Here is a 23047-nt window from a genome sequence, read left to right on the forward strand (position 1 = left end):
ATTGTTTTTTAGTTTGCTATAAATATACTAATTTTTTATATAAGCTAATGTATGTTTAATAAAAAAGCCAAAGCGTTGAGCTTTGGCGGTATTAATTATTAAAAAATTATTATTTTCACTTCAATGCATTAATAGCATGATTGTAATCAGGCTCTTGTGTAATTTCAGGAACTTGTTCGTTGTAAACCACTTTTCCTTCTGGGTTAATAACCACAACCGCTCTACTTAATAATCCATTTAAAGGACCATCAGTCATTTTAACGCCATACGCTTTATCAAAATCATTGTTTTTAAAATCTGATAAAGTTGCTACATTGTTTAAACCTTCGGCAGCGCAAAAACGGTTCAAAGCAAATGGTAAATCCTTAGAAATACATAAAACCACGGTGTTATCTACAGAGGAAACTTCTTTGTTAAATGTACGAACAGATTGTGCGCATACTCCTGTATCAACACTTGGAAAAATATTTAAAACTACATTTTTACCAGCGTAATCACTTAACGATTTTTCGCTTAAATCACTTGCAGTTAATTTAAAATTGGGTGCTGTAGAACCTACTTCTGGTAAGTTACCTTCTGTGTTTATTGGACTTCCTTTAAAAGTTATTTGTGCCATAATTTTAATTTTATCTTTTTATAAAAGTACGAAATTTTACAGAATAAACAGTAAAAATCATTGTTTTAAAAAAATCAAATCAACGTAAAATTTGATGTAATTACCAAATGATTAACTTTAAAGTATCATATTTTCGTAGTATCTTTGTAATTTAAAATAATTCTATATAAGTTGTTTAGATACAGTTTTTTAAACAACAATTTTTAAGATACATTCAATGAAATTAGATAGAAAAGAAATCTTAGCTGTACTAGAAACTATTTCGGTAGCTGGCGAAGGAAAAAATATGGTTGAGAGTGGTGCTGTACAAAATGTAATGACTTTTGGTGATGAGGTAGTGGTTGATATTACCTTACATACGCCCGCTTTACACATTAAGAAACGTGCCGAAGTAGATATAATGAAAGTTATTCATGAGAAAATTTACGAAAAGGCAAAAGTGAAAGTAAATATTAGAGTGGAAACGCCTGAAAAACCTGAAATTAAAGGAAAATCAATTCCTGGAATTAGTAATATTATTGCGGTTTCATCTGGTAAAGGGGGCGTTGGTAAATCAACAGTTACAGCAAATTTAGCCGTAACTTTAGCTAATATGGGCTTTAAAGTTGGTGTGTTAGATGCCGATATTTACGGACCATCAATGCCTATTATGTTTGATGTAGAAAAATCAAAACCTATTTCGGTTGATGTTGATGGTAAATCAAAAATGAAACCTATTGTAAGTTATGGCGTTGAGCTATTGTCGATTGGTTTCTTTACATCTCCAGATCAGGCAGTTATTTGGCGAGGACCAATGGCTTCTAAAGCTTTAAATCAAATGATTTTTGACGCCGATTGGGGCGAATTGGATTTCTTATTGTTAGATTTACCTCCAGGTACAGGCGATATTCATCTTTCTTTATTACAATCATTGCCTATTACAGGCGCAGTTGTAGTTAGTACACCACAGGCAGTTGCTTTGGCTGATGCTAAAAAAGGAGTGTCGATGTTTATGGCAGAAAGCATTAATGTACCCGTTTTAGGTATTATTGAAAACATGGCGTATTTTACACCTGAAGAATTACCTGAAAACAAATACTATATTTTTGGACAAGAAGGTGCTAAAAATTTAGCTTCAGATTTAGAAGTCCCGTTTTTAGGAGAAGTGCCTATTGTACAAAGTATTCGTGAAGCTGGTGATTATGGTCGTCCTGCTGCACTACAAGAAGGCTCTCTTGTTGCCGAAGCTTTTGTGAATATTGCGCGTAATGCAGTAGAACAAGTGGTAAAACGTAACGAATCATTACCACCAACAGAAGCTGTAAAAATTACTACAATGGCAGGTTGTTCTGCTGTAAAAAAATAATAACCAACATCGATTGTTTCGATATCAAGTATTAAAATATGGATTCAGAAACTATAAAACAAAACGTTGAAAAAGCACTAGAAGAAATTCGTCCGTTTTTAAAATCGGATGGAGGAGATATTACTTTAATTTCTATCGAAGATAATAAGCATGTAAAAGTGCGTTTAGAAGGTGCTTGTACATCTTGTAAAATTAACCAAATGACTTTGAGAGCTGGTGTAGAAACCACCATTAAAAAATACGCTCCCGAAATAGAAACGGTAGAAAATATTAGCGCTTAATAAAGATTTCAAAATGCATAAAATGGTGATAAGTACATGATATTTATCACTGTTTGTGTATTTGGGGGTATTTAACTTTATATAAATTTTTAACTATTATGATTGAAACAGATATATTAATAATTGGCGCTGGGCCTACAGGATTGTTTGCTGTGTTTGAAGCGGGATTATTAAAATTACGTTGCCATATTATTGATGGTTTGCCACAACCCGGTGGACAGTTAACCGAACTATATCCAAAAAAACCTATTTTTGATATTCCTGGTTACCCTTCGGTTGGTGCGGCTGAACTAATTGATAATTTAATGGAACAAATTAAGCAATTTGAACCAGGGTTTACCTTAAATGAGGTTGCTGAAACAATTGAAAAATTAGAAGACGATACCTTTATTGTAACCACAAATAAAGGTACTAAACATCACGCTAAAGCAGTTGCTATTGCGGGTGGATTAGGAAGTTTTGAGCCACGAAAACCAATTATAGAAGGTTTGGCTTTTTATGAGGATAAAGGGGTTGAGTATTTTGTAAAAAATCCGGAACAGTTTAGAGATAAAAACGTGGTGATTAGCGGTGGTGGTGATTCTGCTTTAGACTGGAGTATCTTTTTAGCAGATGTTGCAAAATCGGTTACTTTGGTTCACAGACGCAATGAATTTAGAGGTGCATTAGACTCTGTTGAAAAAGTACAAGAGCTTAAAAAGCAAGGGAAAATTAATTTAATTACACCTGCCGAAGTTACAGAAATTCACGGAAGTGAACATGTAGAAGCTGTTACATTAGAGTTTGATGGCGGAGCTTCGACTAGAAAAATCGCAACCGATTATTTTATTCCGTTATTTGGTTTAACACCAAAATTAGGTCCTATTGGTAATTGGGGCTTAGAAATCGAAAAAAATGCTATTAAAGTAAACAACGCATTAGATTATCAAACCAATATAGAAGGGGTGTATGCCATTGGCGATATCAATACCTATCCTGGTAAATTAAAGTTGATTTTATGCGGATTTCACGAAGCTACTTTAATGTGTCAATCGGTTTACAATCGTATCAATCCAGGTAAAAAGTATGTGTTAAAATACACAACGGTTTCGGGCATTGATGGATTTGATGGAACACGCAAAGAAGCCGAAAAAGCAGTTGTGAAGGCAATAGAATAACATCTGTTTTTTGATAAATTAAAGCTCGATTTAAAAAAATCGAGCTTTTTTGTAACATATTGTTAAAAATCATTACTTACTAAATAAAAACAATATGATGTTTAAACAATTGGCTCAATTAGAATGGAAGGGTACTACACGTAAAGGTGCAGTTGCTCAGCGTGTTTTAATGACATTAGGAAAAGGCTACTTTGGTTTGTGTTACTTAGTATTTATGGTTGCTATGAGCTTTGGCTTGTTTAAGTTTGCCGAAGAGCAAGGTTTAGATCCGTTGCAAGGTTACTTTAAATACGCCATTTATCTATGGATGGGCGATTTAGTAATACGTTACTTTTTTCAAAAAATGCCTACAACCTTAGTAAAACCATTGTTAATTCAGAACATTCGTAAAAGTACTATTGTAAAATATTGCTTAACAAAATCGGCACTGTCGTTTTTTAACTTTGTCAACATTTTAATGGGTATTGTGCTAGCTGCTGGTATGATAAGTATGGATTTTCCTGTTATTAACAGCTTGCTTTTTGCGTTATCATTTACCTTGTTTTTGTTAGCTAATTGTTTTTTGGTGCAATTGTTAAATCATGTATCAAAATTTGCATTACCTTTTTTAATAATGTTTGGGGGGGTGTTAGCCTTAGATTTTTATAAATATATTGATGTTACCTCATACACAAAATACTTTTTTGAAGGTTTTTATAACTACCCGTTTTTAGTAGTTGTAATAGCTGCCTACTTAATAATGTTGGTGGTGTTTTGTTATCGTTTTTATAAGGCTAATTTATCGTTGGATAGCGCTATTGTAGTTAAGAAAGAAACCTATACCTATTACGAATTAAACTTCTTAAATCGTTTTGGAAAGTTGGCTCCCTTTTTAAAGTTAGATATTAAATTGTTAACTCGCAATAAACGTACGCGTACTGTTTTATTCATGAGTGCTTTGTTTTTATTGTATGGCTTGTTATTTTTTACAATGGATACGTACAAAGGCAACAATTTCTTTATCATTTTATCAGCTATTATGATAACGGGCGGGTTTATGTTAATGTTTGGACAATACGTGCCAAGTTGGGACAGTAGTTATTATCCTTTAATGATGACGCAAAACATTCCTTACCGTACTTACTTAGAGTCAAAATGGTTAATTATGGTTTTGGCAACAATAGTATCTATTCTTTTGGCAAGTTTTTATTTGTTCTTTGGTTTAAATACCTATTTGGTTATTGTAGCAGTTGGTTGTTATAATATTGGATGGAACTGTTATATGTCTTTAATTACTGGGGCTTTTATTCAATCAAAAATCGATTTAACAAGTAATAAAAATGCGTTTGCCGATTCTAAAGCGTTCAATATTCAAACACTTTTATTAAGTATTCCAACAATAGCAATTCCTGTAGCTTTGTATTTCTTATTAACCTTTATTTTTGAGTTTAACATGGCAATGATTGCCTTTGTAGTTATAGGATTAATAGGTGTGTTAGTAAAACCATTTATGTTTAATTTAATAGAAAATTTATATAAATCGCAAAAATATAAAACCATAAAAGCTTATAAATAATATGATACAAGTAAATAATCTTAAAAAAATATACGACGGTAATACTGTTTTAGATTTACCTGGATTTACAATTCCATTAGGTCAAAGTTTTGGATTGGTAGGGAACAACGGTGCAGGTAAAACTACTTTTTTTAGTTTGCTGTTAGATTTAATTGATCCTACGCAAGGTAACATTGAAAATAATGGAGTTATTGTCAATAAAAGCGAAGATTGGAAGAGCTTTACAACTGCTTTTTTGGATGAAACTTTTTTGATAGGCTATTTAACCTGCGAAGAATATTTTTATTTTCTTGGCGAATTACGTAACCAAACCAAAGAACAAGTAGATGCTTTTTTACATGGTTATGCTGAGTTTTTTAACAACGAAATCTTAGGGAAAAACAAATACATTCGCGATTTATCTAAAGGAAATCAAAAAAAGGTGGGCATTATAGGGGCTTTGTTAGGAAATCCTAAAGTAATTGTGTTAGATGAGCCTTTTGCTAATTTAGATCCAACAACTCAAATTCGTTTAAAAAAGATTTTAAGAAATATCGCCGATACAAAGCAAACAACTTTATTGGTTTCTAGTCACGATTTGAATCATACTTTTGAAATTTCGGACAGAATTGTATGTTTTGAACGCGGACAAATTATTAAAGATATCGATACAAAAGAATATTCGTTTGAAGAATTAACCGCCTTTTTTGATGTGGTTGAAGCGTAAAAAAATCAGCTCATTGAGCTGACTTTTTTGTTTTATGAATATATTAAATACCAATATTTAGTACTCAGTTTTTATAATCAGTATCTTTGCAAAAAAAATATAAATGAGCGATATAAAAATTACAATTATAGATAGAAACTGTATGGAACATACTGTTGATGCGCCTACTGATATGAACATGAATATTATGGAATTAGTACGCGCTTATGAATTAGCAGAAGAGGGTACTATAGGTATTTGCGGTGGTATGGCTATGTGCGCATCTTGCCAATGTTATGTGTTAAATGAAGATGAAGTAACATTACCTGAAAAAAATCCTGATGAAGAGGCGATGCTTTGGGAAGCCTTTAATGTAAAAGATAATAGCCGTTTAGGATGCCAAATTGCAATTACACCTGAGATTGAAGGTTTAAAAATTGAATTAGCACCAGAAAGTTAATTTTTTTAAGAATTAAATGTATTTTGTTTTAAAAAATTACATACCTTTATAGAAATATGGTGAAAAAATTTCCTTGAAATTGAAATCACCTTATTTTGTGGATTTATTTTATTTTAGTTGAAAAACGAAACATTTGTTTCGTTTTTCTCTTTTTAATAATGAGGTTGTTGTTTTTTTCAATCTGTTTTTTTGAAGAATGTATCTAAAGTGCTTATTGAGATTTTGACTTAAAAAATCTAAATTTTTTAGAAAAAGTACATCAAAACAAAAAAAAGATTAATTTTGTGCGATTCTAACTGATGAATATGAAAGCGCTGCTACAATTTATAAAATGGCCTTTAATTGTATTAACTTTATTGTTAATAGTTTACCTTGTTTTAATTATTGTTTTACATGAAAAAGCATTTTATTGGAACGAAGAATATAAAATTTACATGGTTATTCAGGTGCTGCATGTAATTGTTTCGTTAAGTGTCCTTTTTATTATTTGGAGCAGTAATTTGTATGACAGATGGAAAAAAATTGATCAAACTTTACTAGTTGTCTTTTTAAGTGTAATTGGTTTGTGGATTTGGTATAAAAAATACATGAACAGTTATTTAAACCACGATAAAGAAAATAATTTACGATAAAAAAAATCCCGAAGACATCTTCGGGATTTTTTTTATCATTAAAATTTTATTTAAAAGCATTCAAGCCAGTAACATCCATACCTGTAATTAGTAAGTGAACATCATGCGTACCTTCATATGTTACAACCGATTCTAAGTTCATCATGTGGCGCATAATAGAATATTCGCCTGTAATACCCATACCACCTAACATTTGGCGTGCATCACGAGCAATGGTTAAAGCCATATCAACATTGTTACGTTTTGCCATAGAAATTTGTGCCGATGTTGCTTTACCTTCGTTACGTAAAACACCTAAACGCCAAGTTAATAATTGTGCTTTGGTAATTTCGGTAATCATCTCAGCTAATTTCTTTTGTTGTAATTGAAAACCTCCAATAGGTCTATCAAACTGAATGCGCTCTTTAGAATAACGTAATGCAGTGTCATAACAATCCATAGCAGCACCAATAGCTCCCCATGCAATTCCATAACGAGCCGAATCTAAACATCCAAGTGGTGCGCCTAAGCCCGATTTGTTGGGTAATAAATTTTCTTTAGGAACTTTTACGTTGTCAAAAATCAATTCTCCCGTTGCAGATGCTCTTAACGACCATTTATTGTGTGTTTCCGGAGTTGTAAATCCTTCCATGCCACGTTCAACAACTAATCCATGAATACGTCCTTCTTCATTCTTTGCCCAAACAACTGCAATATCTGCAAAAGGTGCATTAGAAATCCACATTTTAGCTCCGTTCAATAAATAATGGTCGCCCATGTCTTTAAAGTTCGTTACCATTCCACCAGGGTTTGATCCATAATCAGGTTCTGTTAAACCAAAACATCCAATCATTTCACCCGTAGCTAATTTTGGAAGATATTTCATACGTTGTTCTTCGTTTCCATATTTCCAAATTGGGTACATAACCAAAGATGATTGTACAGATGAAGTAGAACGAACGCCAGAATCACCACGTTCAATTTCTTGCATAATTAATCCGTACGAAATTTGATCTAAACCTGCACCGCCATATTCAACAGGAATATAAGGTCCAAATCCGCCAATTTCGCCCAAACCTTTTACAATTTGATGTGGAAATTCTGCTCTTTGAGCATATTCTTCAATAATAGGAGAAACTTCTTTCTTAACCCAAGCTCTTGCTGAGTCGCGTACTAATTTATGTTCTTCTGTAAGTAAATCGTCTAATAAATAATAGTCAGGTGCCTGAAATAAATCTGGTTTCATAATTTGATTAAATAGTTGAGAAACAAAAATAACGATATTTACTTAAATTGCAACTTTTATAAAATAACTTAACTTTAAATTGTATGCGTTTTACTGATTTTATTTGAAGATAAAGTAGTAACTTGTTATAATGTTTTTGGTTACGAAGTTGGTAATACAAATAAATTAAAAAAGATGGGAAAAATATTTGGTGTTTGTAGGAGTGTAATTATTGTATTTACTTTAATGTTTTTTTCGAGTTTGTCGTGGGCACAAAAAACGACATCTACAATTGCTACTCAAAAATTAGAAATAACAGGTATTGTTAAAACTGAGGATGGAGACCCGATTGCTGGAGCTATTGTAAGGTTAAGAGGAACTAATATAGAAACAGAAACTAATGCTGAAGGAAAGTATACGTTTAATGTAAAAAAAGGTGATAAAATTCAGTTTGTTTATAGAGGATTTAAAACAAGTACAGCAATTGTTCGCAAGAGTAATATTTTGAATGTTAAGATGAAAGAAGATGATGTTGACTTGCATGATGTTATAATTTCTTTCAATTGTCATTCATCAATAGGCTGTACTATTGATACAGCCAGTGTTGAAAGAATTGAACTTAATGAAAGTCATATTGTAGATGTTGGATATCCATTAGCTTTTAGTGTAGAACCTAGACCATCAGAAGTTTACAGAAATCCCGAAACTATTTTAAAAGATGTAGAGAGTTTATCCCGAAACGGTAATTATACGTATGTTGTAGATGGTGTTCAAGTTAGCGAAGAAACATTTCGAATGTTAAATCAAAATGATGTTGAAAGCGTGGATATTTACAAGCATACCGATGTTTACAATGCGCGTTTTGGAAACAAAGAAAACCAAAGTAGAATATCGTTAAACGTACGATAAATCTCTATTTATATTAACAGCCGTCGCTTCGAGTAGCGCAACGGAGTGAAGTGTATCGAGAAGTTCTCGACAAGCTCGAACCGACAATGCCTTTTATGTTAAAAATTTCGATCTATCTTAATTTTATTATATGCGTTTTGCTGATTTATCCGACTTTGGTGGTTTTATTTGGTGGCTGTTTGTACGATTTACTAAAACAGATTTAGTTAAAGAACAATCACAAGAAAATTGGAGCAGAAATATATTTATAGTTTTACTGTTATTTACTTTTTTTGGATGGATTATCAGTAAGTTCTTTTAAAACAACCGCAACTGCTCGCCTTTGGTTCCGTCAAATAAATCGCTTGATAATTTTGGGAATTTCGCTTGATTAAAATATTTTTTTCTACCAATTTCAAAGGTTTTATGAATCATATCAGCAAAATTACCATTGCCTGTGTTTCGTTTGGCAATGTTACGCTCTGCAAGATTGCCGTTGTGTAACGAAGCTATTTGGTTTAAAACTTTATCCTTTCTATCAGGAAAATGGGTTTCTAACCAATCTTTAAAAACAGGTTCTACTTCGTCGTTCAAACCTACTAATGTGTACCCAAAAGTGATTGCACCGTGTTCTGATATGGTTTTTAGGATAGACAAAATTTCAGAACTATTTAAACCAGGAATAATAGGGGCAACCATTACATGCGTGGGAATGTCGTTTTCGGCTAATGTTTTTAGTGCTTGTAATTTTGTTTTTACTGATGAGGTGCGAGGTTCTAAGACTCTGCGTAAATGCTCGTTTATGGTAGGTATGCTTAAAGAAACGTTTACTAGATTCTTTTCTGCTAATGGTTTTAAGATATCTAAATCACGAAGTACTAAAGCATTTTTTGTAATGATGCTTACAGGATGACGATAATCTAAACACAATTGTAATATCTTACGTGTAATTTCTAATTTTCGTTCTAAAGGTTGGTAGCAATCGGTGTTTCCTGATAATTGAAGTGTAGATGCTTTGTATCCTCGCTTTAAAAAGAATTGTTCTAAAAGTTCGGGTGCGTTTTTCTTTACTAAAATAATTCGTTCAAAATCTACGCCAGCACTATAACCCCAATATTGATGTGTAGGGCGTGCATAGCAATACGCACACCCATGCTCGCACCCTTGATACGGATTGATAGAATACATAAAAGGCAAACTGTTGCCCTTTATTTTATTGACAATTGTTTTTGGAAAAACTTCTAAAATTTGCGTTTTAGCAATTTCTTCTTCGTAATCGTCTTGATAAATAGAGGTTTCATATCGTTGTTTGAAAAAACGATTGTGTATGTTTTCTGTAGCGCCTTGCCCTTTTATGATATTCTTCTGCATACCTCTTTTTTTAGAATCATAAAAGTACAAGACAAGCAAGTCAAAAAACGACGTTTTTAAAAAACTGCTTGAGCGATTGTTTTTATGGTATCGGCTTTTCCCATGCTGTAATAATGAATAATAGGTACGCCAGCCGCTTTTAATTCTTTACTTTGTTGAATACACCATTCAATACCAATTTGTTTAACAGCGTTGTTATCACTAGCTTTTATGGCATCTAAAACCAACTGATCAGGTAAATCGACTTTAAAACGATGCGGAATCATATTTAACTGACTTTTAGTTGTTAAAGGTTTTATACCTGGAATAATAGGTACATTGATATCTGCTTTTCTGCATTTTTCAACAAATTCAAAAAACTTAGCATTATCAAAAAACATTTGGGTGACAATATAATCGGCACCATTGTCAATTTTTTGCTTTAAAAAGTTTAAATCGGTATCAAAATTAGGCGCTTCCATATGCTTTTCAGGATAACCCGCCACACCAATGCAAAAATTTGTTTGCGATGTGTTTAGCAATTCATCATCTAAATAAACGCCCTTGTTTAATTCGGTAATTTGCGTTACTAAATCAGATGCGTATCTATGACCGTTCTTCTCGGCTTTAAAATAAATTTCACTTTTAACCGCATCGCCACGTAAAGCCACAACGTTTTCAATTCCTAAAAAATCTAAATCAATTAAGAAGTTTTCGGTATCTTCCTTCGTAAAACCACCACACAAAATATGCGGAATAGCATCTACCTTATATTTGTTTTGAATAGCAGCGCAAATTCCCACTGTTCCAGGTCGTTTTTTTACCACTTTTTTCTCTAACAAACCGTTGGCAACTTCTTTGTACGTGTATTCTTCGCGATGATAGGTAACATCAATAAAAGGAGGTTGAAATTCTATTAATGGATCAATAGCATCAAAAATACTTTGAATGTTTTGACCTTTCAAAGGCGGTAAAATTTCAAACGAAAACAACGTTTTTCCGTTCGCTTTTTCAATATGTTCTGTAACTTTCATATATATTTTTTGGGCGTTTCCCTTCGGGTCGGGCTTTACATTACAAGCTTTTGTTTCATTACATTTCACAAAAGGCTTTTCATTGCACCCGAGGCTTCAGCCGAACTGACTGAAAGTAATCCCTAACGCAGTTTAGTTGATGTTATTCATTAATGTTTGGTCCCAACCATTTGGTAGCTTCTTCAATACTTATATTTCTTCGTTTGGCGTAATCTTCCACCTGGTCGTTTTTGATTTTTCCTACACCAAAATACTTGCTGTTTTTGTTGCCAAAATAATACCCCGAAACCGATGAAGCGGGCCACATAGCCAAACTTTCGGTAAGCGTAACTCCAATTTCGTTTGCTACATCCAAAACATTCCAAATGGTGTTTTTTTCTAAATGATCAGGACAAGCCGGATAACCTGGTGCCGGACGAATACCTTCATAAGCTTCTTTAATTAAGGCTTCGTTGGCAAGGTTTTCTTCTGCAGCATATCCCCAAATTTCTTTACGAACACATTCGTGTAAATATTCTGCAAATGCTTCGGCAAAACGATCGCCTAAGGCTTTTACTAAAATAGCATTGTAATCATCTTGTGTGTCTTCGTATTCTTTTGCTTTTTCTTCAACACCAAAACCTGTCGATACACAAAATAAGCCTACATAATCTTGTAATCCGCTTTCTTTAGGAGCAACAAAATCGGCTAAAGCAATGTTTGGTACTGTTGCGGTTTTTTGTGATTGTTGACGCAAGGTTAATAAATGATGTTTTTTTTCTGAATCTATCAATTCAATGTCGTCATCATTTACTTGATTCGCAGGAAAAATACCTAAAATACCTTTTGCTGTAAACCATTTTTCTGAAATGATTTTTTGTAGCATTTGTTGAGCTTCTTCAAATAAAATGGTTGCTTGTTCGCCTACAATTTCATCTTTTAAAATCTCGGGATATTTACCAAACAATTGCCAAGAACGAAAAAAGGGTGTCCAATCTATATAAGGAACTAATGTTGCAAGTTCCACACTAATTTGTTTTTTACCAATAAAATTGGGCTTTGCAATATTTTCTTCTACCCAATTTATCTTAAACTTGTTTTTACGAGCATCTGCTATCGATAAATAATTTTTATCACGGGCTCTTGTTAAAAAATCGTATCGTAATTTATCGTATTCGGCACGAATTTCTTCTTTATAGATTTTGTTTTTATCGGGTTGTAATAAATTGTTAATTACGGTAACTGCACGCGATGCATCGTTTACGTGTACCACTGCATTGTTGTATTCTGGGGCAATTTTTACCGCTGTATGTGCTCTTGATGTAGTTGCGCCGCCAATCATAATAGGAATTTTACTACCCACTTTTTCTAACTCTTTGGCTAAATGTACCATTTCATCAAGCGAGGGCGTTATTAAACCACTTAACCCAATAACATCTACCTGCTCTTTAATAGCTGTTTCGATGATTTTTTCAGGAGGCACCATTACACCTAAATCTATAATTTCAAAATTGTTGCAAGCCAATACTACTGCTACAATGTTTTTGCCAATATCGTGTACATCTCCGCGAACGGTTGCCATTAACACTTTTCCTGCTGAATTGCTTTGTGTAGTGCCACTTTTCGCTTTCTCTTCCTCAATAAAAGGAAGTAAATAAGCTACTGCTTTTTTCATCACTCGAGCCGATTTAACTACTTGGGGTAAAAACATTTTACCTGATCCAAATAAATCACCCACCACATTCATTCCGTTCATTAAGTGTTGTTCAATGACTTCAATTGGTCGGTTTACTGATAAACGTGCTTCTTCAACATCTTCTGTAATAAATTCTTCTACTCCTTTAACCAACGAGTGTGTTAATCGATCTTGAAGCGATGCTGAACGCCACTCTAATACTTTTTTTTCTGTAGTTTTGGTTTCCCCTTTTAAATGTTCGGCAAAATCTAATAAACGTTCTGTTGCATCATCACGTCTGTTTAAAAGAACATCTTCTACATATATTAATAAATCAGCATCAATTTCATCGTAAATTTCTAATAGTTCAGGATTTACAATTCCCATATTCATGCCGTGTTGAATGGCGTGGTATAGAAATGCTGAGTGCATAGCCTCACGAACTTTATCATTACCTCTAAACGAAAACGATACATTGCTTACACCACCTGAAACGTTGGCGTATGGAAGATTTTCTCTAATCCATTTTGTTGCCAAAAAAAAGTCAAGTGCATTGTTGTTGTGTTCATCCATACCTGTAGCTACAGGGAAAATGTTTGGATCGAAAATAATATCTTGCGGGGCAAATTGAATTTTGTTCACTAAAATATCATACGATCGTTTACAAATATCAATTCTTCGTTGTAAAGTATCTGCCTGTCCTTCTTCGTCAAAAGCCATCACCACAACCGCAGCTCCGTAACGTTTTATTTTTTTTGCGTGCTCTAAAAACAACGCTTCTCCTTCTTTTAAACTTATCGAATTTACAATTCCTTTTCCTTGAATGGTTTGCAAGCCTGCTTCAATAATTTCCCACTTTGAACTATCAATCATAATAGGCACACGCGCAATGTCAGGTTCTGAAGCAATAAGGTTTAAGAAATTAACCATAGCTTCTTTTCCATCTAACATTCCTTCATCCATATTAATATCGATGATTTGTGCGCCGTTTTCAACTTGAAGTCGAGCTATATCTAAGGCTTCGTCAAACTTTTCTTCTTTAATTAAGCGAAGAAATTTTCGCGAACCTGTAACATTTGTTCGTTCGCCAATATTGATGAAATTAGATTCTTTGGTAACAAACAACGGCTCTAAACCAGACAGTGTTAACAGCGGTTCAGGAGTTTTGGTTGTACTATTATCGTTAGTGCGCAAAGCGTTTTGCTGGGTAACGATATCGGCAATTAATTGGATATGATTAGGATTGGTACCACAACAGCCCCCAATAATTTGCACCAAATCTTCTTTTAAATAATCGGCAATTAATTGTTGCATTTCTTCTGGCGATTGATCGTATTCACCAAACGCATTTGGTAAGCCCGCATTTGGATGCGCCGAAATACTTACCGATGTATGCAAAGCCAATTGTTTTAAATAAGGTTTTAATTGTTCTGCACCCAAAGCGCAGTTAAAACCAATACTTAACAACGGAATATGTGAAATTGAAATTAAGAAAGCATCAACAGTTTGCCCAGATAATGTTCTTCCAGAAGCGTCGGTAATGGTTCCCGAAACCATAATAGGCACGTCAATTGCTCGCTCTTCTTTAATTTCTTGTATGGCAAATAAAGCGGCTTTTGCATTTAAGGTATCAAAAATGGTTTCTACCAAAAGTATATCGCAACCACCATCAAGCAACGCTTCAACTTGTTGTTTATAAGCAATACGTAAATCTTCAAAAGTAATGGCACGGTAACCAGGGTTGTTAACATCGGGCGACATAGAAGCCGTGCGATTTGTTGGACCAATGGCTCCTGCAACAAAACGAGGTTTGTTCGGTGTGATTGTTAAAAACTCGTGACAAACAGCACGCGCTATTTTTGCCGATTCGTAGTTTAACTGATAAACGTAATCTTCCAAATGATAATCGGCCATACCAACAGTTGTGCTAGAAAAGGTATTGGTTTCAATAATATCTGCACCAGCTTGTAAGTATTTTCTATGAACCTCTTTAACAGCCTCAGGTTGTGTAATGGAAAGCAAATCGTTATTTCCTTTTAAAGGATGCGGAAAATTTTTAAACAAATCACCACGAAAATCTTCTTCAGAAAATTGATATTGCTGAAGCATTGTTCCCATAGCGCCATCAAGCACTAAAGTTTTGTGTTTAATAATTTCGGTGATGTTTTGCGATGTTGCTTTACAAACTGTTTCCATTATAAAAAGGCTTGATTTAATTCTGAAATAATATCTTCTATATGTTCCAATCCAACGGAAATTCTAATTAATCCTTCGGTTAAATTGGCTTCTTTTAATTCTTCGGCGTTTAATTTGCTGTGTGTTGATGTTGCAGGATGCGTTACTATAGTTCTTGTATCTCCTAAATTTGCCGAAATTGAGAATAGTTGAATGCTATCAATGAATTTTCGTCCTGCTTCTTTTCCGCCTTTCAACTCAAAAGCGATGATGTTTCCGCCTAATTTCATTTGCTTTCTAGCAATTTCGTATTGTGGATGTGATTTTAAAAATGGATATTTTACATTTGAAACTGCAGGGTGACTTTCTAAAAACTGAGCTACCTTTAAGGCGTTTTCGCTGTGTTTTTCTACACGAAGCGCTAAGGTTTCAAGGCTTTTAGAGAATATCCATGCATTAAAAGGTGGTAAAGAAGGACCTGTATTTCGAGAAAATAAATAAATTTCTCGTATTAAATCTTTGTTTCCAACAGTTACACCTCCTAAAACTCGACCTTGACCATCAATTAACTTTGTTGCTGAGTGAATTACCAGATGAGCACCATAATCAATAGGATTTTGTATATAAGGTGTAGCAAATGTATTGTCTACAATTAATAATAAATTATGTTTTTTTGCTAAGGCACCTAAAAATGCTAAATCAATGATTTCAACGCCTGGGTTTGTAGGTGTTTCTACAAATAATATTTTGGTGCTGGGTTTTATTTTCGCTTCAATGGTTTCGGGTTCAGAAATATTAAAGTAGGTGGTTTCAATGTTCCATTTAGGTAAATATTTTGTGAACAACGTATGTGTAGAACCAAAAACGCTGCTTGCAGATACAATATGATCGCCACTCGCTAAAAAAGTAACCAAAGTGTTATAAACGGCAGCCATACCCGTAGCAAAAGCAACACCGTCTTCGGCATTTTCTAACAAAGCTATCTTTTGAATAAATTCAGAAACATTGGGGTTGCTAAAACGCGAATAAATGTTTTTCTCTTTTTCTTCGGCAAATGAGGCACGCATATCTTCGGCATCATCAAAAACAAAGCTTGATGTTAAGAATAGGGGAGCGCTGTGCTCTGAATACTGCGTGCGATCTATTTGGTTTCGTATGGCTAAGGTTTCTTTTCTCATGATTTATTTTTTTTCTGCTAAACGTAAAATATCGCCAAAAACGCCACGAGCGGTAACTTGAGCTCCGGCTCCGGCTCCTTGAATTACAATAGGATTGTTTCCGTAAGATTCTGTATATATTTCAAAAATAGAATCGGATCCTGATAACTGACCTAAAGAAGAATTGGCTGAAACCGCAATTAATTTGGTTTCTAAAACGCCTTTGTTTTGTTGTAAATCGCCCGATAATTCTCCTATGTAACGTAAAACTTCGTTTGGTTTTAAGTTTTGTTTGATTTCCTGATAATAAGCATCTAAGCCTTCTAATTGATTTAGAAATTCGGGAACTGATAGCGATTGAAATGCTTCTGGAATTAAATTTTGAATTTTAATTTCATCAAATTCGTTTTCTAATTCTAATTCGCGGGCTAAAATCAATAGTTTTCTGCCTACATCTTGCCCCGATAAATCTTCGCGAGGATCAGGCTCTGTAAATCCTTTTGAAATGGTTTCTTTTAAAACTTCTGAAAACGGACGGTCTTCCACCGAAAAATGATTGAACAAGTAGCTTAACGTTCCTGAAAAAACACCTTTTATTTTGGTAATGTTTTCGCCTGATAAATGTAATAATTTAATGGTGTCTATTAATGGTAAACCTGCACCAACATTGGTTTCGTATAAATATTCTTTTTGGTTTTTCGCTAATGTTTGACGGATGTTTTTGTAAAAATCAAACGATAAAGTGTTGGCAATTTTATTTGATGAAACCACATCAAAACCATTTTCTATAAACTCAATATAACGGTTAGGAAGCGATGTTGCCGCTGTATTATCAATTAAAATTAAGTTTTCTAAGTGATTGTCTTTAGCAAAATTAATGATTGATGTTAAGCCGTTAGGGTTTTGTTGTGTAGCAACAACTTTCCATTCTTCACCAAATCCATCTGCATTAAAATAAACTGATGTTGAATTGGCAATGGCAAAAATGTTTAAATCGATGTTTTTGCGTTTGGCAATCTGTTTTTTTGAGTTTACAATTTGATTAATCAAAACACTACCAACCGTACCAAAACCAACAATGGCAATGTTTACTTTTTTGTTTACACCAAAAATTTGACCGTGAATTACGTTTAAAGCACGTTTGGTTTCACTTTTTTTAACAACAATACTCACGTTTTTACCTGTAACCGTGTTGTTGAACAAAATAGGAACAATGTTGTTTTGAATAAGCGCATTGTACGGTTTGTGAAACGAGCTTAAATCTTGACCAATTATTGAAATAACCGCAATGTCATCATTAACAGAAATTCTATTTACATCTTTGGTGTAAAAATCGTTTTCAAACTCTTGTTCTAAAGCAATTACAGCCTGTGTTGCTTTGTTTTTATCAACAATAAATCCTAAACCACGCTCTGATGAGCCTTGTGAAATAACGCTTACACTGATGTTTTTTTCTGATAACGCATTAAAAACTCGTGCATCAACCCCCACTTTTCCTAATAAACCACGACCTTCAAAGTTGATTAAAGCTACTTCTGATAAAACGGATAATGATTTAATACCTTCTTGTGTAGGTACTGCAGATATTAAAGTACCTGCATCATTTGGTTTAAAAGTATTTAAAATACGCAAAGGAATGTTTTGCTCTAAAAGCGGAATAATGGTTTTTGCGTGTAAAATAGATGCACCAAAGTTGGCTAATTCGTTAGCTTCATTAAAATGCAACGCATCAATTTTTTTAGCATTTTTTACCCATTCCGGATTTGCTGTAAAAATACCATCAACGTGGGTGTAATTTTGCAATTCTTCGGCATTTAAATAACTAGCCAATAATGATGCAGAATAATTACTGCCGTTTCTGCCCAAAGTGGTAGTTTCGTTGTTGTTTGTTGCGCCAATAAAACCGGTTACTATATGCGTTACGTTGTTATTAAATTGACTAAAATGTTGCTGGGTTTTTGCTTTTGATAAAGCTTCAATTGGTTGTGCATTGCCAAAATTAGCATCGGTTACAATTATAGTACGACTGTCTGTAAAGTTGGCGTTGATGTTTTCTTCTTTTAAGCGATGCGTTAGTACTTTAGCTGAAATAATTTCACCTTGTGCCAATACATTATCTTTAATTTTTAAACTGTAATCGCCCAATAAATTTACACCTTCTAATATCTTTTGAAGCAATTGAAACTCTTCGTTTAAATCGGTTGTTTGGTGTTGAGGTTCTTGCTTGAATTTTTGAAAAAGAGGTATATATTCTGCACTGTTTTTTGCTGTTTCTAAAATGTTTTCTAAAACATCAGTTGTATTGCCAATTGCCGAAACTACAACCGTAAGTTGTTCTTTTGCTGCTTTATTTTTTATGATATCAACCACTTGATGAAATGCCCCATCAAACGCTAATGATTTTCCTCCAAATTTTACTATTTTCATTTTAATTTTTTTAAAAATAAGGTTGTAATAAATTATGTAATTGCTTGTATTCTATTAAAAAAGCATCGTGCCCGTGAATAGATTCTATTTTATTGTAGTACACTTTTGAATACTTTTTTTTGATGAAAAGAAAGGTGTTTAACTGTTCTTTTTCGGTAAACATATAATCGCTATCAACTGATATGATGTGGATTTTTGTTGTTGTTTTGTCTAAAAAATCATTAAAATCATCTTCGGTTATATTTTCGCCAATGGTTTTTAAAAGATGATTCATCAATTTATACGAATCAAGTTTAAACCGATCTTTTAAAGTTTTTCCATGATATTTTAACCAGCTTTCTATTTGATAAGATTGATTTGATTCATCGCGCTTATTTTGAAATTTTTCCTGAATAGATTCTGGTGTTCGGTACAACAACATGGCGTGCATTCGCGCATCTTCTATAGGTTTTGATGAATGATTTAAAATAGAATTCTGAACCAAAACATTACCTATTAACCAATCCGAAGCTTTATAACTACAAGCAATTGGCAACAGTATTTCAATACTTGTAGGTTTTAAAAAAGCCATTTCCCAAGCAATTGCTCCGCCTAAACTTCCACCAATTATTGCATACAGCTTAGTGATGTTTAGTTTTTCTAAGGCTTTCCAAAACAATTGTGCGATAATTTTGGTACTAAAATACTGATAGTTTGTAATTAGATTTTCGATGTTATTGTCGTAACCATTTCCAGGGATATTAAAAGCTAGAATGGTAAAATGTTCTGTGTTAATGGTTAAATTTTTTCCAATCAGTTGATTCCACCAACCCGAAGTTCCAGCAACCAAACTATTTCCAGTAAGTGCATGATTCACTAGTACAATAGGAGCAGTACCTAATGGTTTTCCAAATAGTTGATACGTGAGATTAAAGTCTTTTGAAGAATTAAAACCTATTTCGGATGGTGAAATTACAATTGATTGCAAACACATAATTATATACTGATATTGGCTGTTAATTTTGAAAAGGCAACTTTTAGATCGTTTTGTAAATCTGAAATATCTTCTAAACCTACCGAAACTCGAATTAAATCTGGAGTAACACCTGTTGCAATTTGTTCGGTTTCTGATAATTGTTGGTGTGTTGTTGAAGCAGGGTGAATAATTAAGGATTTAGTATCGCCAATATTCGCTAATAATGAAAAAAGTTTCGAATTGTTTACAACTGTTTTTGCAGCTTCAAATCCTCCTTTTAAACCGAAAGTCAATAATCCGTTTTGCCCCTTAGAAAGATACTTTTGTCCTTTTTCATAATCTTTATGATCTGTTAATCCTGGGTAGTTTACCCAAGCAACTTCTTCTTGATTTTGTAGCCATTTTGCCAACAACAATGCGTTACTGCTGTGTTTTTGAATGCGGATGTCTAAAGTTTCTAAACCTTGAATGGTTTGAAAAGCATTAAAAGGACTTAAAGCAGCACCCAAATCACGTAAACCTTCTATTCTTATTTTTGCAATAAAAGCAGCGTTTCCTAATGCTTCGTGATAAATTAATCCGTGATATCCTGGCGAAGGTTCTGTAAATTCTGGGAATTTTCCACTGCTCCAATCAAAATTTCCACCATCAATAATTGCTCCGCCTAAAGATGTTCCGTTTCCTGTGATATACTTTGTTAACGAGTGAATCACGATATTGGCTCCGTACGCAATCGGGTTCAATAAATATGGCGTTGCTACTGTATTATCTACAATAAAAGGGATGTGATATTTTTTCGAAATTGCAGCAATTCCTTCAATATCTAAAACATTTAATTTTGGATTTCCTAGACTTTCTCCAAAAATAACACGCGTGTTTTCTTGAATGGCGTTTTCAAAATTTGTTACATCATCAGGGTCAACGAAAGTGGTTGTAATTCCAAAACGCGGTAAAGTAACATGCAGTAAATTGTAAGTTCCGCCATATAAGCTGCTTGAAGCTACAATGTGATCTCCGCTTTTTAATAACGTAAGCAAAGTAGTAACAATGGCAGAAGTTCCAGATGAAGTTACCACTGCACCAATTCCGCCTTCTATTGCAGCTAAACGTTCTTCTAAAATTTGATTGGTTGGGTTGTTTAATCGAGTGTATATATATCCTGGTTTGGTTAAGTTAAATTTTGCAGCAGCATCATCTGCGTCTTCAAAAACATAAGAAGTTGTCTGGTAAATTGGAACAGCACGTGTTCCTAAAGTTTCTTTAACATTGTGACCTGCATGTAAAGCTTGGGTCGAAAATTTTGTTGTGCTCATAATTTGTATTACTAATTGGTTGGCAAAAAAAAATCCTTCAGGCTATACCTAAAGGATCAATCATATTTAATTTTAAGGTATAGGCTATCGCGATGCTTTACGCATCATCATATCCATTACCATTTGATTTTTAACAATATTGTTCATTACTTTTTGATCTTATTTGATGACAAATGTATAAAATGATTTTCTAAAAACAATAAAATTTAAAGAAAAATATTCTACTTGAAGATTCATTTTGATAGTTTTAATAGAATAATTTTCTATAAAAATACTATTTGTAGAATAAAAAAAAGTCTATCAAGAAGATAGACTTAAAATATTTTTAACTTTTTGAAAAGATATAGAAATAAAAAAATTACATTTTTAAATAAAAATCTTTTGTGAGATTGATGTAATTTTCGGTGTATTGATGTCGATCTGTTTCAATAATTAATTCATCAATGATAGGATTTTGTTCCAAACGCGAAAAAGCAAGTAAACTTCTTTTGATTTCTGTTTCTGGATTTCCTTTTACACGCGTAATTTTTAACGGAAACAATCCTATTGATGCTGCTAATTCTTTAAAATTTTCTTCTTCTTTATAAGGAATGATAACTGCTAAAACTCCGTTTTCGGATAATAAGGCTTGAGCCGATTCTATCAATTCATCAAAAGGCAATGCATCTTGAAAACGTGCTTGATCTCTTTTTTCATCTCCAGACGAATAATTTTCTGAGTAAAAGGGTGGATTTGAAACTATTAAATCGTATTCTTCTTCCTCTTCAAAAAGTTCTTCAGTAAATTCATCTATTGATGCATGATAACAAAACAAGCGATCATTCCAATTGCTCCTTTCAAAATTTTCAACACATTGTTCATACGCATCTTCATCAATTTCTACCGAATCAATTTGTTCCGCATGGCTTCTTTGTGCCAACATTAATGCTATAAGCCCAGTGCCCGCACCAATATCTAAAATGTTGTAAGGATTATGAAAAATAGGAGCCCAAGCGCCTAATAAAACACCATCGGTGCCTACTTTCATGGCGCATTTGTCTTGTTCTATGGTAAATTGTTTAAATGAAAACATTCTTAATCAATGGGTTTGTAAAGGTTTAGTTTTAAATCGTAATAATTTCGATTATCGTTTTCAATATAAATGAACGCTTTTTTTCTATTTTCTAAAATCATTTCTGTAGGAATCACAACGTTTTCTCTGTACGAAAATTCATCCTTCTCGTAATTAATAGCCAAAGGTTCCGAGCAACTGAATTTTAAGTAACCAAAATCATTCTTTTTTGATGGTTTTATTTTCCATTTCATCGAAACTAAATCTAAAAGGCCAAATTCATCGTTGGTTTTCATAATGGCATAAGCAAAATTTTGTTGATTGTGACGCCAATTGTAAGATTCATTAAACGTTTCTTTTAATTTCTTACCTTTTAATAATGATACAAAATTATATTGATTTTCAGTAGGTTGAATCAAAAACCATACGTCTTTGTCTTTAGAGTAAATTTGCTTTCTATCAGGGAAAAATTCGAGATTTTTGAGATGTGGAAAAGCTTCGCCTTGCTGATTTATAATGCTAAAGTACGTTTTGCCGTTGAGTACTTTTTTAGCAACTGCATAATACTTGTTTTGAAACTTGAAAACATTAAAAAGTAAATGGTTATCTTGCGTTGCATCGTAAAATTTAGGATTGAAATTGGATATATTTCCGTTTGCATCTACTTCAAAACCTGCAACATTTTCTTTTACTCTGTGTTTATTGCTGATTTTTTCTTGATTGTAAGGAGCTTGCATCATTTCTAAAGTCCGCGGGCTTGTTTCCGTTGAAATAATTGCATATCCTTCATTACTACCCGCTATTTTTCCATGACAACCATCCTCGTAATCATTTGATGATGTACTTAAACTGTAATAAAAATTAAGATTTGGTGTAAAAAAATAACTATCATGCAAAACAGGTTCAGTGACTTTTTTCTTGGTTATTTTATGGAATAGTCCCCATTTATCATCTTTTTCTGAATAATAAGGAATTAAATCGGTTGATTTGTAAGTTTTTATCTTTTCAACTAATAAAGAAGTTGCTCTTTCTTCACAAGATTTTTCTTGTGCAAAAAAAGTTGTTGGTAAGGCAATAAAAAGGAATAGGATTCTTTTTTTCATCAATG

19 protein-coding genes are annotated in these 23047 nt (G+C 33.2%); 8 read left to right on the forward strand and 11 right to left on the reverse strand.

Features of this window, described 5'->3' with window-relative positions; genetic code table 11:
* Positions 1-115: 115 nt before the first annotated feature.
* Entirely contained in the window at positions 116-616 is a 501-nt protein-coding gene (tpx, locus tag H1R17_RS06380) for a thiol peroxidase (protein WP_163432155.1), read from the reverse strand.
* Between the two features lie 217 nt (positions 617-833).
* Between tpx and H1R17_RS06385 the strand changes: the two genes are divergently transcribed.
* The 7 genes from H1R17_RS06385 to H1R17_RS06415 all read left to right on the forward strand — a co-directional run bounded on the left by H1R17_RS06385 (position 834) and on the right by H1R17_RS06415 (position 6731).
* The gene (locus tag H1R17_RS06385) at positions 834-1961 is read left to right on the forward strand and encodes an Mrp/NBP35 family ATP-binding protein (protein WP_163432156.1); all 1128 of its coding nucleotides are present in this window, start codon (positions 834-836) and stop codon (positions 1959-1961) included.
* A 38-nt stretch (positions 1962-1999) separates the two neighbouring features.
* Positions 2000-2242 (forward strand): NifU family protein, encoded by a 243-nt coding sequence (locus H1R17_RS06390; RefSeq protein ID WP_163432157.1) that lies wholly within the window; start codon positions 2000-2002, stop codon positions 2240-2242.
* 98 nt (positions 2243-2340) lie between these two features.
* The gene (locus H1R17_RS06395) at positions 2341-3399 is read left to right on the forward strand and encodes an NAD(P)/FAD-dependent oxidoreductase (protein ID WP_163432158.1); all 1059 of its coding nucleotides are present in this window, start codon (positions 2341-2343) and stop codon (positions 3397-3399) included.
* 94 nt (positions 3400-3493) lie between these two features.
* Complete coding sequence (locus H1R17_RS06400; RefSeq protein WP_163432159.1) at positions 3494-4954, forward strand: DUF5687 family protein; 1461 nt, start codon at positions 3494-3496, stop codon at positions 4952-4954.
* 1 nt (position 4955) lies between these two features.
* Positions 4956-5660: an ABC transporter ATP-binding protein gene (locus H1R17_RS06405; RefSeq protein ID WP_163432160.1), complete on the forward strand. Its 705-nt coding sequence runs from the start codon at positions 4956-4958 to the stop codon at positions 5658-5660.
* A 103-nt stretch (positions 5661-5763) separates the two neighbouring features.
* The gene (locus H1R17_RS06410) at positions 5764-6099 is read left to right on the forward strand and encodes a 2Fe-2S iron-sulfur cluster-binding protein (protein WP_163432161.1); all 336 of its coding nucleotides are present in this window, start codon (positions 5764-5766) and stop codon (positions 6097-6099) included.
* Positions 6100-6404: 305 nt separating this feature from the next.
* Positions 6405-6731, forward strand: coding sequence for a hypothetical protein (locus H1R17_RS06415; RefSeq protein WP_163432162.1), 327 nt, complete (start codon positions 6405-6407; stop codon positions 6729-6731).
* Positions 6732-6777: 46 nt separating this feature from the next.
* Here the strand turns inward: H1R17_RS06415 and H1R17_RS06420 are convergent, their stop codons facing one another.
* Positions 6778-7956 (reverse strand): acyl-CoA dehydrogenase family protein, encoded by a 1179-nt coding sequence (locus H1R17_RS06420; protein WP_163432163.1) that lies wholly within the window; start codon positions 7954-7956, stop codon positions 6778-6780.
* A 174-nt stretch (positions 7957-8130) separates the two neighbouring features.
* Between H1R17_RS06420 and H1R17_RS06425 the strand changes: the two genes are divergently transcribed.
* Positions 8131-8844 carry a carboxypeptidase-like regulatory domain-containing protein gene (locus tag H1R17_RS06425; RefSeq protein WP_163432164.1) on the forward strand — a complete coding sequence of 238 codons (714 nt, stop codon included), beginning with the start codon at positions 8131-8133 and terminating at the stop codon, positions 8842-8844.
* Positions 8845-9141: 297 nt separating this feature from the next.
* Here H1R17_RS06425 and H1R17_RS06430 read toward each other — a convergent pair whose 3' ends face one another.
* From H1R17_RS06430 to H1R17_RS06470, 9 genes are all read right to left on the reverse strand, one after another.
* Positions 9142-10194, reverse strand: a complete 1053-nt coding sequence (locus H1R17_RS06430; RefSeq protein ID WP_163432165.1) for a PA0069 family radical SAM protein — start codon at positions 10192-10194, stop codon at positions 9142-9144.
* A gap of 56 nt (positions 10195-10250) precedes the next feature.
* The gene (metF, locus tag H1R17_RS06435; RefSeq protein WP_163432166.1) at positions 10251-11207 is read right to left on the reverse strand and encodes a methylenetetrahydrofolate reductase [NAD(P)H]; all 957 of its coding nucleotides are present in this window, start codon (positions 11205-11207) and stop codon (positions 10251-10253) included.
* Between the two features lie 142 nt (positions 11208-11349).
* Positions 11350-15057 carry a methionine synthase gene (metH, locus tag H1R17_RS06440; protein ID WP_163432167.1) on the reverse strand — a complete coding sequence of 1236 codons (3708 nt, stop codon included), beginning with the start codon at positions 15055-15057 and terminating at the stop codon, positions 11350-11352.
* Positions 15057-16214, reverse strand: a complete 1158-nt coding sequence (locus H1R17_RS06445) for a PLP-dependent aspartate aminotransferase family protein (protein ID WP_163432168.1) — start codon at positions 16212-16214, stop codon at positions 15057-15059. The genes metH and H1R17_RS06445 overlap by 1 nt, the downstream gene beginning before the upstream one ends.
* Positions 16215-16217: 3 nt before the next feature.
* Positions 16218-18620: a bifunctional aspartate kinase/homoserine dehydrogenase I gene (thrA, locus tag H1R17_RS06450; RefSeq protein ID WP_163432169.1), complete on the reverse strand. Its 2403-nt coding sequence runs from the start codon at positions 18618-18620 to the stop codon at positions 16218-16220.
* Positions 18621-18630: 10 nt separating this feature from the next.
* A complete protein-coding gene (locus tag H1R17_RS06455; protein ID WP_163432170.1) occupies positions 18631-19593 on the reverse strand; it encodes an alpha/beta fold hydrolase in 963 nt (320 codons plus the stop codon).
* A 2-nt stretch (positions 19594-19595) separates the two neighbouring features.
* Positions 19596-20888, reverse strand: coding sequence for an O-acetylhomoserine aminocarboxypropyltransferase/cysteine synthase family protein (locus H1R17_RS06460; protein WP_163432171.1), 1293 nt, complete (start codon positions 20886-20888; stop codon positions 19596-19598).
* Between the two features lie 358 nt (positions 20889-21246).
* Positions 21247-21960: a tRNA1(Val) (adenine(37)-N6)-methyltransferase gene (locus H1R17_RS06465; RefSeq protein WP_163432172.1), complete on the reverse strand. Its 714-nt coding sequence runs from the start codon at positions 21958-21960 to the stop codon at positions 21247-21249.
* A gap of 2 nt (positions 21961-21962) precedes the next feature.
* On the reverse strand, positions 21963-23042 hold the full coding sequence (locus tag H1R17_RS06470; RefSeq protein WP_163432173.1) for a hypothetical protein: 1080 nt from the start codon (positions 23040-23042) through the stop codon (positions 21963-21965).
* Between the last annotated feature and the right edge of the window lie 5 nt (positions 23043-23047).

It is taken from the genome of Flavobacterium sp. xlx-214, assembly GCF_013874595.1.
Classification (GTDB): domain Bacteria; phylum Bacteroidota; class Bacteroidia; order Flavobacteriales; family Flavobacteriaceae; genus Flavobacterium.

Coding starts and splice junctions, on each gene's coding strand:
- tpx (WP_163432155.1), bottom strand. CDS start 616: ATGGCACAAATAACTTTTAAAGGAAGTCCAATAAACACAGAAGGTAAC.
- H1R17_RS06465 (WP_163432172.1), bottom strand. CDS start 21,960: ATGTTTTCATTTAAACAATTTACCATAGAACAAGACAAATGCGCCATG.
- H1R17_RS06395 (WP_163432158.1), top strand. CDS start 2,341: ATGATTGAAACAGATATATTAATAATTGGCGCTGGGCCTACAGGATTG.
- H1R17_RS06400 (WP_163432159.1), top strand. CDS start 3,494: ATGATGTTTAAACAATTGGCTCAATTAGAATGGAAGGGTACTACACGT.
- H1R17_RS06430 (WP_163432165.1), bottom strand. CDS start 10,194: ATGCAGAAGAATATCATAAAAGGGCAAGGCGCTACAGAAAACATACAC.
- H1R17_RS06405 (WP_163432160.1), top strand. CDS start 4,956: ATGATACAAGTAAATAATCTTAAAAAAATATACGACGGTAATACTGTT.
- H1R17_RS06420 (WP_163432163.1), bottom strand. CDS start 7,956: ATGAAACCAGATTTATTTCAGGCACCTGACTATTATTTATTAGACGAT.
- thrA (WP_163432169.1), bottom strand. CDS start 18,620: ATGAAAATAGTAAAATTTGGAGGAAAATCATTAGCGTTTGATGGGGCA.
- H1R17_RS06390 (WP_163432157.1), top strand. CDS start 2,000: ATGGATTCAGAAACTATAAAACAAAACGTTGAAAAAGCACTAGAAGAA.
- H1R17_RS06415 (WP_163432162.1), top strand. CDS start 6,405: ATGAAAGCGCTGCTACAATTTATAAAATGGCCTTTAATTGTATTAACT.
- H1R17_RS06460 (WP_163432171.1), bottom strand. CDS start 20,888: ATGAGCACAACAAAATTTTCGACCCAAGCTTTACATGCAGGTCACAAT.
- H1R17_RS06455 (WP_163432170.1), bottom strand. CDS start 19,593: ATGTGTTTGCAATCAATTGTAATTTCACCATCCGAAATAGGTTTTAAT.
- H1R17_RS06425 (WP_163432164.1), top strand. CDS start 8,131: ATGGGAAAAATATTTGGTGTTTGTAGGAGTGTAATTATTGTATTTACT.
- metH (WP_163432167.1), bottom strand. CDS start 15,057: ATGGAAACAGTTTGTAAAGCAACATCGCAAAACATCACCGAAATTATT.
- metF (WP_163432166.1), bottom strand. CDS start 11,207: ATGAAAGTTACAGAACATATTGAAAAAGCGAACGGAAAAACGTTGTTT.
- H1R17_RS06470 (WP_163432173.1), bottom strand. CDS start 23,042: ATGAAAAAAAGAATCCTATTCCTTTTTATTGCCTTACCAACAACTTTT.
- H1R17_RS06410 (WP_163432161.1), top strand. CDS start 5,764: ATGAGCGATATAAAAATTACAATTATAGATAGAAACTGTATGGAACAT.
- H1R17_RS06445 (WP_163432168.1), bottom strand. CDS start 16,214: ATGAGAAAAGAAACCTTAGCCATACGAAACCAAATAGATCGCACGCAG.
- H1R17_RS06385 (WP_163432156.1), top strand. CDS start 834: ATGAAATTAGATAGAAAAGAAATCTTAGCTGTACTAGAAACTATTTCG.